The organism is Trichloromonas sp., assembly GCF_041583255.1.
GTDB lineage: Bacteria > Desulfobacterota > Desulfuromonadia > Desulfuromonadales > Trichloromonadaceae > Trichloromonas.
Genome location: NZ_JBFHGD010000125.1, coordinates 1 through 9696, shown reverse-complemented (window position 1 = coordinate 9696; position 9696 = coordinate 1). Strand labels below are relative to the sequence as shown.

The following is a 9696-nucleotide window of genomic DNA, read 5'->3' as shown; positions in this document are numbered from 1 at the left end:
TGAACAACGAAACCGAAGGGCTCATCGGCGAGGAAGCCCTGGGCAAGGTCAAGCGCGGCTGCCACATCATCAACTGCGCTGTCGGCCGCCTGATCGACGAGGACGCCCTGGCCCAAGCCCTGCGCGACGGCCGGGTGGCCGGAGCCGCTCTCGACGTTTTCTCCAGCCAGCCGCCGGGCAAGGACCACCCGCTGCTGCAGCTTGACCAGGTCATCTGCACCCCGCACCTGCGAGCCGCGACCCGCGACGCCCAGGTCAACGTCACCGTACAGACGGCCCACCAGATTATCGACTTCCTGCAGAAGGGGATTGTCGTCAACGCCCTTAACGTGCCGTCGATCAACGCGGAAATGCTTTCGATCATACGACCCTACGTTGAACTGGCCGAGCGCCTTGGGGCCTTTCAGGCTCAACGCTACGCCCGCGGCATCAAGAAAGTCACCATCGAATATTCCGGCAGCGTCACCGGGTTCCCCCTCGACCCCCTGACCATGGCCCTGCTCAAGGGCCTGCTGACGCCGATGATCGGTTCAATGGTCAACTTCGTCAACGCCAGCCACCGGGCCCGCGAACGCGGCATCCGGGTGGTTGAAGCCAAGAGCAGTACCGCCGAAGGATTCGCCAACATGATCCGGCTGACGGTACTCAGTGAAGAAGGCGAGCACTCGGTCTGCGGGACGGTATTTTCCGCTGACGACTACCGGATTGTCCGGGTCGACGATTATCACGTCGAAGCGATTCCCGACGGGCAGATCCTGATTCTGCACAACGACGACCGCCCCGGGGTTATCGGCTTCATCGGCCAGGCCCTGGCGAATGCCGGCGTCAACATTGCCATGATGAACCTCTCGCGGCGCAAAATCCAGGGGAGGGCCATCTCCCTGATCAACATTGACAGCCGGATACCTGACTCGCTACTTAATGAGCTGCGCAGCAACGAACATATACTTTCAGCCGTTCAGGTTCAGCTCTGAGGTTGCCACCTCTCCGGCCGCCCCTTTGCTACATCAGACGGAACTGCAACGACCGCAAAAGGACCGCACCACTTATGACTGTCGACAACACCACCCTTGAAGCCATCCTCCCCAAGGGGGTCAAGGACTTCCTGCCGGCCAAGGCAGCCAAAATCGATTTTCTGCAGAAAACCCTGCTGTCGGTTTTTTCCCAATGGGGCTTTCGTCCCATCGTTCCCCCTTCGCTGGAATACCTGCACGTGCTCGAACGCGGACTCGGCGAGGGGCTGCGCGAAAAGACCTTCCGCTTTGACGACCGCCAGAGCGGCAAGCTGGTGGCCTTTACTCCCGACATCACCCCCCAGGTGGCCCGCATTGTCGCCACCCGGATGAAAGACGTCCCGCTGCCGCTGCGTCTGTGCTATACCGGCCGGGTGTTGCGCCATACTGAACAGCAGGCCGGCAAGGACCGCGAGATTTTTCAGGCCGGGGTCGAAATGATCGGCCTCGAAAGCCCGGAAGCAGACGCCGAGATGATCGCCATGGCCGTCGAAAGCCTGCAGGCCCTCGGTGCCAGCGAATTCACCATCGACGTCGGCCAGGTCGAATTCTTCCGCGGCGTCATGGCCGACCTGTCCCTGCCGACGCCGCTGGCGGCCGAACTGCAGGGCGCCATCGCCCGCAAAGACAACTCGACCCTGAAGTCCCTGCTAGAAAAAGCCCCCCTGGACGACCGCGCCCGCGAAGAAATCCTCGCCCTGCCGCGCCTGTTCGGCGGCCGCGAAGTGCTGGCCAAGGCCGAGCAGTCCGTTTCCAACGACCGCTCCCGCCGGGCCCTCGACAACCTCGCCCGGGTGCTCGACATCCTCACCGTTTACGGCGTTGAAGACCACGTCACTTTTGACCTCGGCGAACTGCGCGGCCTCGACTATCACACCGGCCTGACTTTCCAGGGTTTTCTCACCGGCATCGGGCGGGCGGTCTGCCTCGGCGGTCGCTACGACAACCTCACCGCTCGCTACGGCTATCCGGCCCCGGCGACCGGCTTCGCCTTCAACCTGCTCAACCTGCTGTTTGCTCTCGATAAAGAACTCGATGCGGTGGCCGCCCACCAGACCGACGTGCTGATCTTTCAAACCGGAGACAACAAGCAGGCCGCCCAGCAAATCGCCCAGGCTCTTCGAGCCAAGGGCTATTCCGCCGCCCGCGACATCATCGCCCGCGGCTTACAAGAATCCATCAACTACGCCCACAAGATGAACTTCCGCTTCATCCTGTGCGCCGGAGAAAATCGCGAAGAAGTCCTGATCATCGACCTGACTGACGGGTCGGAACGCAAGCTTGCGTATCAGAACCTCTTCGCCGAGGATTTTGCTCTTTAATCCTATCAGGAGACAATCAACACATGGCCAATGTAATTATCGTAGGCGCCCAATGGGGCGACGAAGGAAAAGGCAAGGTCGTCGACATCTACACCGAATACGCCAAGGATGTCGTGCGCTACCAGGGCGGCAACAACGCCGGCCACACCCTGGTGGTCGGCAACGAGAAGACTGTCCTGCACCTGATCCCCTCCGGAATTCTTCACGAAGGCAAGCGCTGCATTATCGGCAACGGCGTGGTCCTCGACCCTAAGGTCTTTCTTGAAGAAATCGACAAGCTGAAGAAAAAAGGCTACCTCAAGAACGACAGCCAACTGGTGGTCGACGGCAACGTGCACATCATCATGCCGTACCACAAGGCCATCGACATCGCTCGCGAAAGCAATTCCGGCGCCCGCAAGATCGGCACCACCGGCCGCGGCATTGGCCCCACCTACGAAGACAAAGTCGGCCGTCGCGGCATCCGCTTCATCGACCTGATCCGCCCGGAAATCTTCGCCCGCAAGGTCAAGGAAATGCTCCCCGAAAAGAACTTCCTCCTTGAAAAGATGCTCGGCTGCCCAACCCTCGACGAAAGCGCCATCATCGAAGAATACAGTGCCTACGGCCAACTGCTCAGCAAATACCTCGGCAACGCCTCCAAGCTGCTCAACCAGAGCATCAGCGAGGGGCAGAATATCCTCTTCGAGGGCGCCCAGGGCAGCCTGCTCGACGTCGACCACGGCACCTACCCCTACGTCACCTCGTCGTCGACCATCGCCGGCGGCGCCTGCACCGGCACCGGCGTCGGCCCGCGCTTCATCGATGCCGTGGTCGGCATCTCCAAAGCCTATGTCACCCGGGTCGGCGAAGGGCCTTTCCCCACCGAACTGAATGACGAGATGGGCGAGAAACTGCGCCAGGCCGGACAGGAATTCGGCGCCACCACCGGCCGGCCGCGCCGCTGCGGCTGGTTCGATGCGGTCGCCCTGCGTGAAGCGGTGCGCACCAACGGCATGACCGGGCTGGCCATCACCAAGATGGACGTCCTTAACGACCTTGAAACCATCAAGATCTGCACCGCCTATTCGTACCGCGGTGAAATGCTCGAAGATTTCCCCCAGGACCTCGAAGTGCTCAAGGAATGCAAACCGGTCTACGAAGAAGTCGACGGCTGGAACTGCGACCTTTCCAAGGCCACCAGCTTCGAAACCCTGCCGGAGAAAGCTCAGGATTACCTGAAAAAGCTTGAGCAGGTCACCGGGTGCCCGGCAGTGCTGGTTTCCATCGGCCCCCGCCGCAGCGAAACCATCCAGGTCAAAAACCCTTTCAACTGAAAAAACGAAATTTTCGTGACGAAAAACCAAAAAAGGGGTTGACTATAACCGAGGAATCTTTTATAAGTTGGTTCCCTTTGTGAGACGGTAGCTCAGTCGGTAGAGCATCTGACTTTTAATCAGATGGTCGTGGGTTCGATCCCCCCCCGTCTCACCATTTTAAAACAGAAACCGCAGGGTCATTTCCTGCGGGGACTTGAAGTTAAGTCCCTATCGTCTAGCCTGGCCCAGGACACCGCCCTTTCACGGCGGCGACGGGGGTTCGAATCCCCCTGGGGACGCCAAAAGTTAAAAGCCCTGCCATTCACATGGCGGGGCTTTTTACGTTGCACCGGGGGGATTCGAAGCGTAGTGAGCGCTGACTTGATGTCAGGAAAGCGGCCAGGGATGGCCGCGTCAGCGAACGCAGGGGAGTCGACGCAGGAGCCCGCCTGATTCAGGCGACGTAGTGGGCGAATCCCCCTGGGGACGCCAAAAGTTAAAAGCCCTGCCAAATCGAATTCGGCAGGGCTTTTTCTTTGCGTAGCAGCTTATTACTGGTTTACCCCGCCCGACTTCAGCAGAGCTCTCCGATTCGGTTATCACCCGCCCGGCTCCAAGCGGCCGAACTCTTCAAACAACATATTATTCTTTCCGCCATACTTTACGCGGTACATCAGCGTATCTGCACATTTGATCGCCTCGTCAATGCTTGACGGCGCAATATGGAAAACGGCCACACCGATACTGAATCCGATGGGCCAGCCGGCTTCCTCAACCTCCGCCAAGAGTTTTTCCCGCAGCCCCTTGAACATTGAGATAGCCCCGGAGCATGTGGTCTCTGGCAGCAGGAAGGCGAATTCATCCCCTCCCATGCGCCCTAAAAGGTCGGCACGACGTACGTCCTTCAAAAGAATGGCGGCAACAGTTCTAAGCACCCTGTCTCCCTCGCTATGCCCAAGGGTGTCGTTCACGCTCTTGAAATTATCGATATCGATATATCCAATAACAATCGGCCGTTCGTAACGCGTCGATATACTAAGGATTGTCTGCGCAGCCTCCCTGAATGCGCGCCCGTTCATTGCTCCGGTAAGTCCGTCGATCCTCGCCATGACCCGTTCTTTCTCCAACTGCCTTTTCACCGTTACGAGCAATTCCACCGTGACGATGAAAAACAGGAACCGGACAAAAGCGTTCCAGAGCGGGATAAAGGCCAGACTGTATTGATGCCCGGCGGTCTTGTCCGCAATAAACCAGACGGTCGCACTGACGATGCTGAGGAGCACCCCTTGCCTCTTCCCTCCATACCATGTGGCAAGCGCAGTCGGCACCAGGTAGAAAATGGAAAAAGACGCCTCATAGCCTGTGGCGTAATCAATCGCGGCAAGCGCAGATACCAGCAGCACAGAGGCGGCTGTAACCTGAAAAGATGATTTCCCCTCAAGGAGTGCGTTGAGATGAGCGAACATAACGGGATTCCTTCTGCTTGACCACTCCTGAATAAACACGGCGAAAGGGCATGCGGCAAAGCTGTAGCCAAAAAGTTCATTCCTGCGGCGACAAGCTGCTTCTACGTTCTATCTTTTCGCCTGACCACTCGCAAGCTCTGGGTTCAAAGCCACTAAACCCATAGCAAATCGCCCCGCTGAATCGATTCCAGCAGGGCGATATATATAACAGCCAGAATCCGGACCACAAGAGTGCGCCCACCCTGCCTCTGTCGACTAAGCGGTAAAGGTCAGCTTCCGGTCCAGGTCCATCGAGCGGGAAACCCGCTTGGCCTCGTTGATGGTGATGATATCTTTCTTGCAGAGCTCGATCAGGTGCTGATCCATGCTCTGCATGTTGTACTGGGCCCGCCCTTTCTCGATGTTCTGCTCGATCTCGTCGAGGCGCCCTTCCCGAATACAGGCCTGGATGGTGGTGGTCGAACGCATAACCTCGATGACCGGAACGATGTTTTCTCCGGTCTTGTCCTTGATCAGTCGCAGCGAGATGGTAGCGACGAGGATGTCGGCGAGTCGCTGACGGACGATTTCCTGGGAGTCGGGCGGGAAATGGCCGACCAGACGGTTGATCGTGGAGGCGGCATTCTGGGTGTGCAGGGTCGAAAAGACCAGGTGCCCGGTCTCGGCAGCCTTGATGCAGGAATCGATGGTTTCGAGATCGCGCATCTCGCCGACCATGATGACATCGGGGTCCATGCGCAGGGCCGCCTTGAGGGCCGAGCTGAAATCCTCGGTGTCGATGCCGACTTCGCGCTGAATGATGCAGCTCTTGTTGGAGCTGAAAAGGAATTCGACGGGATCTTCAATGGTAATGATGTTGTAACTGTACTTTTCGTTGATGAAGCGCAGCATCGAAGCCAGGGTGGTCGACTTGCCGTTGCCGGTCGGCCCGGTGACCAGGATCAGTCCGTTGGGGGCCTTGACGATTTCTTCGAGCACCGCCGGCAGCTTGAGGTCCTGAAAGGTGCCGACGGTAGGCGGAATCACCCGCATGACGATGCCGTAGGAACCGCGCTGGCGGAAGATGCTGACCCGGAACCGTCCGCCGTTGGCCAGCGAGTAGGAGGCGTCGCATTCCCGGAGGCTTTCCGGCAGGGTGCGGCCATTGTGTTCCATAATCTTGCCGGCTATGAACTCGGTATCCTCGGCGGTCAGCTTGGCCAGCTTGGAACGCAGCAGCTGCCCCCTGGCCCGAAAAAACGGCGGATTGTCCACTTCAAAATGAACGTCGGACACCCGTTTTTCAAAAGCGATCTCCAGAATCTGGTTCAAGGTTTTCATGTCCATGGTCGACCCCTTTATCAAGTTCAATGGATCATTGAATCAAGCAGTGTGAATCATCCCTGCGCAGCGGCCTTTTCAAGCTGCCGCCGGCAAAGGGCATTTTCGAGAATCAATCCGGCCTGGCCGGCAAGAATGGCAAGAGAGTCGAGCGGCACCGACCCGGCCGCAGCCGGCCCGAAATCCCCGTAAATCAAGGCAATGGCCCGGCCGCGGCTGCAGATCGGCAGCAGCAGCACCGATGGGGACCGGGGGGCGCCGATCCGGGAAAACAGCTGGCTGGCAACCACCTGATCGTCACAACGCCCGTAATACAACTGGCCTTCTGTCATAACCTGGTGAAACAGTGAAGGTGTATCGAGCGGAATCTTGAACTTCAGGGGTTGCGACGGGCCCTGCAGTTTATCCTGGCCGATCCCGACCCCCCGCTCGGCGAGCAGTTCGCCGGGCCGAACGATAAAGGTCAGGGCCCGCTCGAAGGAAGCCGCCACCCGCTGCAGCAGCGCGAAGGAGAGCTCCGGGGCGTCATGAAGCCCCTGCAGCCTGAGCAGTTCGTCCTTGAGTTCGCCGTTAGAAGGCTGCTCCTTGGCATCAAAGTAATCCTTGATGTAGGTCAGCAGGGTTTCGAAAAAACGGATCAGCGCCGGCACATCGGCAGACGCCCCGCCGGGTCGGGGCAATACCGCCCTGGCTCCGTCCCGGTAGGCCTGGAGGATAAAAGCCTCGTCGGTCTCCGTAACCAGCTGCAGGGTAGGCACCTGGGGATAGGCTTCTCTTTTCTGCTGACGCAGAGCGATCAGTTCGTCCTGCGACCAGCCGGCCGCCGACTCGTCAGGGGCATCGACGACCAGCAGCGGGACCATCCCCTTGTTCAGCGACTGCCCGAGGATCAGGTCGAGAGACCCATCGTCGTCGGTGGTGAACACCAGAATCTCCAGGTGCTTGCAGAACGTCATGACGACATGCCTGGCAAGGGCGTTCCTGCTGAGGAAAACCAGTGACCGGGTCGCCCTCTCCGACCGGGGCGCCGAATCCCCCTCGGCCTGCGGTGCGGGATATCGGCCCAGAAAATCGACCAGACGCTCCCGGACATCGCCGTCAACCCCGGCCAGCGCCGCGCCGACCACCCGCCGGTGGACATCGGCGGGGTCTACGATTTCGATACCGGAAAAAACCTCGGGAACTTTTTTTTCAAGCTGATCAACCTCGCCGAGCCCCAGGTCATCAGCGGACAGATTAAAACCGGCGCTCTCTCCAGCATCCGCCTCGGGGACGTCCGCCTCGGGGCTTTCTGCCGCTGCCTCTTCCGCCCATTCCTCCTCTTCAAAACCACCGTCGCGATTCTGCTCGTCGAATACCCGCAGGGCATCCATCAGCACCCGCTGGGTGTCGAGGTTGATCTCCTGATGGAGCATTTCCGGAAAATAACGATACTCATCGGAAACGACCCTGGTTTCGACATCGAGGGTGAAGGTGCCGCGGGTCCAGCGCAGCATTTCGACCACGGTCATCTCGATCAGAGACTTGAGCCCCTTGTAGGCGTCCTCCTTCTTCAGATGCCCTTGCTCGATGAGAATGGCCACCAGCGGTTTGCGCGCAGAACCCGCATTCTTCTGCTCGAGCAAAGCCTTGTCGCAGAGGTCGGCAGTTATCGCTCGCATTCCAACCAGGATTTTGCCGATGCGGACGCTGGTATTCGAGTGATTGGCGCTAGAGATGTAGCCTTCGCTGAAAACCAGCTGACTCTCCCCTCGCCCCCCCTTGACGCAGAGGGTGCCGGATTTGCGGGTTGAGTGGAGCAGCTGAATAACATCGACTATGGGCAGGTGTTCCAGATCGCCGGTAAAAGACATTTTCTATTCTCTCTCTCGGAAATGTGATGACACGACAGCGGCTTTATATGTGCAAGCGGCGGGCCGGAATTTCCTCTCAGCTGGCCAAAACGGAGAAAGTGGGGCAAAGTTGTTCCAAGTTAATCCAAACTAGCCGGTATTGCAAGAATAGTTATGCCGAAAGCGACGGCAGATAATGGGTGGACAGGCTCCCCCCGACATTCCGGCCAATCCACCGTAAGGTTTTGTTTTGTCAGGTCGTCTGTGCTATTCTGGCGACCGTTTCAATCTTTTGCGGCAGCAACCCAACAGGAAACAGATGACTGGCGAAAAACAGATCGTAGAAATTTTTTCTGACGGTGCCTGCAGCGGCAATCCCGGCCCCGGCGGCTGGGGCACCATTCTCAGGCATGGGGACAGGGTCAAGGAACTCTCGGGCTTTGCCGCCGAGACGACCAACAACCGCATGGAACTGGCCGGCGCCATCGCCGGGCTGGCCGCACTCAAACGACCTTGCCGGGTCCGTCTGACCACCGACTCCGAATATGTCAAAAAAGGGATCACCGAGTGGATCCACAACTGGGTCAAGAAGGGCTGGAAAAATTCGCAGAAAAAGGACGTTGCCAATCGCGACCTCTGGGAGCAACTGCTGGAACAAACCCGCAGGCATGAGGTCGAATGGCACTGGGTGCGGGGGCACGCCGGGCACGTCGAAAATGAACGCTGCGACGAGCTGGCCCGTGCCGCCATCGCCTGCGGCCGGGATAGACAGCAAATGATTCCCTGATAGAATGATTAAATTGGTCCCCGAACTCTCCGTCGGGGGTCTTTTTATGTCAATTCATCCAATGCGTGAGCCCGGCCCGCGATCCGGCAAACCACGTTGAAAGCATGAGCCGCATGCCCGCACTCGCCACCGCAACCCGCCTGCCGCCAGCGCCGCCTGGCGGAGAGAGTCCTCCTTCTTTTGAGGCGCTGTTGACCCTCGGCCTGTATGCCGGCATCGCCCTCTTCGTGATCGGCCTCCTGCTTTTTCTGGCCTGGTTTCTCGGCCACAAAACCCGCTCTCCCCTGAAAAGCGAACCCTACGAGTCGGGCATAGCCCCTTCCGGCGCCGCCCGCCTGGTCGAACCGGTCCCGTTCTATCTGGTCGCCATCTTTTTCATCGTCTTCGACGTCGAAGCAATCTTCATTGTTTCCTGGGCCGTGGCCTGGGACCTGCTCGGCTGGGCCGGCTTTGCCCAGATCTGTTTTTTCATCGTCATCCTCTTTCTCGGCCTGGTCTACCTCTGGAAAATGGGCGGCCTCGACTGGGGCCCGAGCGCCCAAAGGCGCTCCCGGAGGAGCGGATGAGCGAAGAAATCCCCAACAACGTCATCCTCGCCAACCTCGACGACGCCATCAACTGGGGGCGCAAAAACAGCCTCTGGCCGATGTTCTTCGGC

The 9696-nt window shown here is 58.9% G+C and carries 8 protein-coding genes, 2 tRNA genes and 1 pseudogene; 8 read left to right on the top strand and 3 right to left on the bottom strand.

Translation table 11 applies throughout. The features are described from left to right. The 5 genes from ABYV89_RS10830 to ABYV89_RS10810 all read left to right on the top strand — a co-directional run. Positions 1–974, top strand: a 974-nt coding sequence (locus ABYV89_RS10830) for an NAD(P)-dependent oxidoreductase (protein WP_432822966.1), incomplete at its 5' end; no start/stop codon positions are given. 74 nt (positions 975–1048) lie between these two features. After that, positions 1049–2335 carry an ATP phosphoribosyltransferase regulatory subunit gene (locus ABYV89_RS10825; RefSeq protein WP_432822965.1) on the top strand — a complete coding sequence of 429 codons (1287 nt, stop codon included), beginning with the start codon at positions 1049–1051 and terminating at the stop codon, positions 2333–2335. A 23-nt stretch (positions 2336–2358) separates the two neighbouring features. Continuing rightward, positions 2359–3651: an adenylosuccinate synthase gene (locus ABYV89_RS10820; protein ID WP_432822964.1), complete on the top strand. Its 1293-nt coding sequence runs from the start codon at positions 2359–2361 to the stop codon at positions 3649–3651. Between the two features lie 81 nt (positions 3652–3732). After that, positions 3733–3808, top strand: a tRNA-Lys gene (locus ABYV89_RS10815). Positions 3809–3857: 49 nt separating this feature from the next. Beyond that, positions 3858–3935, top strand: a tRNA-Glu gene (locus ABYV89_RS10810). 297 nt (positions 3936–4232) lie between these two features. On the opposite strand, the gene ABYV89_RS10805 is transcribed toward ABYV89_RS10810, so the two are convergent. The 3 genes from ABYV89_RS10805 to ABYV89_RS10795 form a co-directional block, all read right to left on the bottom strand. Next, positions 4233–5099, bottom strand: a complete 867-nt coding sequence (locus tag ABYV89_RS10805; RefSeq protein ID WP_432822963.1) for a GGDEF domain-containing protein — start codon at positions 5097–5099, stop codon at positions 4233–4235. A gap of 255 nt (positions 5100–5354) precedes the next feature. Then, positions 5355–6425 carry a type IV pilus twitching motility protein PilT gene (locus ABYV89_RS10800; RefSeq protein ID WP_432822962.1) on the bottom strand — a complete coding sequence of 357 codons (1071 nt, stop codon included), beginning with the start codon at positions 6423–6425 and terminating at the stop codon, positions 5355–5357. Between the two features lie 50 nt (positions 6426–6475). Beyond that, entirely contained in the window at positions 6476–8272 is a 1797-nt protein-coding gene (locus ABYV89_RS10795) for a DUF4388 domain-containing protein (protein ID WP_432822961.1), read from the bottom strand. Between the two features lie 298 nt (positions 8273–8570). Between ABYV89_RS10795 and rnhA the strand changes: the two genes are divergently transcribed. The 3 genes and pseudogenes from rnhA to ABYV89_RS10780 form a co-directional block, all read left to right on the top strand. Then, a complete protein-coding gene (rnhA, locus tag ABYV89_RS10790) occupies positions 8571–9038 on the top strand; it encodes a ribonuclease HI (protein ID WP_432822960.1) in 468 nt (155 codons plus the stop codon). 113 nt (positions 9039–9151) lie between these two features. Continuing rightward, positions 9152–9604, top strand: a complete 453-nt coding sequence (locus ABYV89_RS10785; protein ID WP_432822959.1) for an NADH-quinone oxidoreductase subunit A — start codon at positions 9152–9154, stop codon at positions 9602–9604. Beyond that, a pseudogene (locus ABYV89_RS10780) lies at positions 9601–9696 on the top strand (NADH-quinone oxidoreductase subunit B); the annotation flags it as partial. The gene ABYV89_RS10785 and the pseudogene ABYV89_RS10780, both read left to right, overlap by 4 nt.

Coding starts and splice junctions, on each gene's coding strand:
- ABYV89_RS10825 (WP_432822965.1), top strand. CDS start 1,049: ATGACTGTCGACAACACCACCCTTGAAGCCATCCTCCCCAAGGGGGTC.
- ABYV89_RS10820 (WP_432822964.1), top strand. CDS start 2,359: ATGGCCAATGTAATTATCGTAGGCGCCCAATGGGGCGACGAAGGAAAA.
- ABYV89_RS10805 (WP_432822963.1), bottom strand. CDS start 5,099: ATGTTCGCTCATCTCAACGCACTCCTTGAGGGGAAATCATCTTTTCAG.
- ABYV89_RS10800 (WP_432822962.1), bottom strand. CDS start 6,425: ATGGACATGAAAACCTTGAACCAGATTCTGGAGATCGCTTTTGAAAAA.
- ABYV89_RS10795 (WP_432822961.1), bottom strand. CDS start 8,272: ATGTCTTTTACCGGCGATCTGGAACACCTGCCCATAGTCGATGTTATT.
- rnhA (WP_432822960.1), top strand. CDS start 8,571: ATGACTGGCGAAAAACAGATCGTAGAAATTTTTTCTGACGGTGCCTGC.
- ABYV89_RS10785 (WP_432822959.1), top strand. CDS start 9,152: ATGCCCGCACTCGCCACCGCAACCCGCCTGCCGCCAGCGCCGCCTGGC.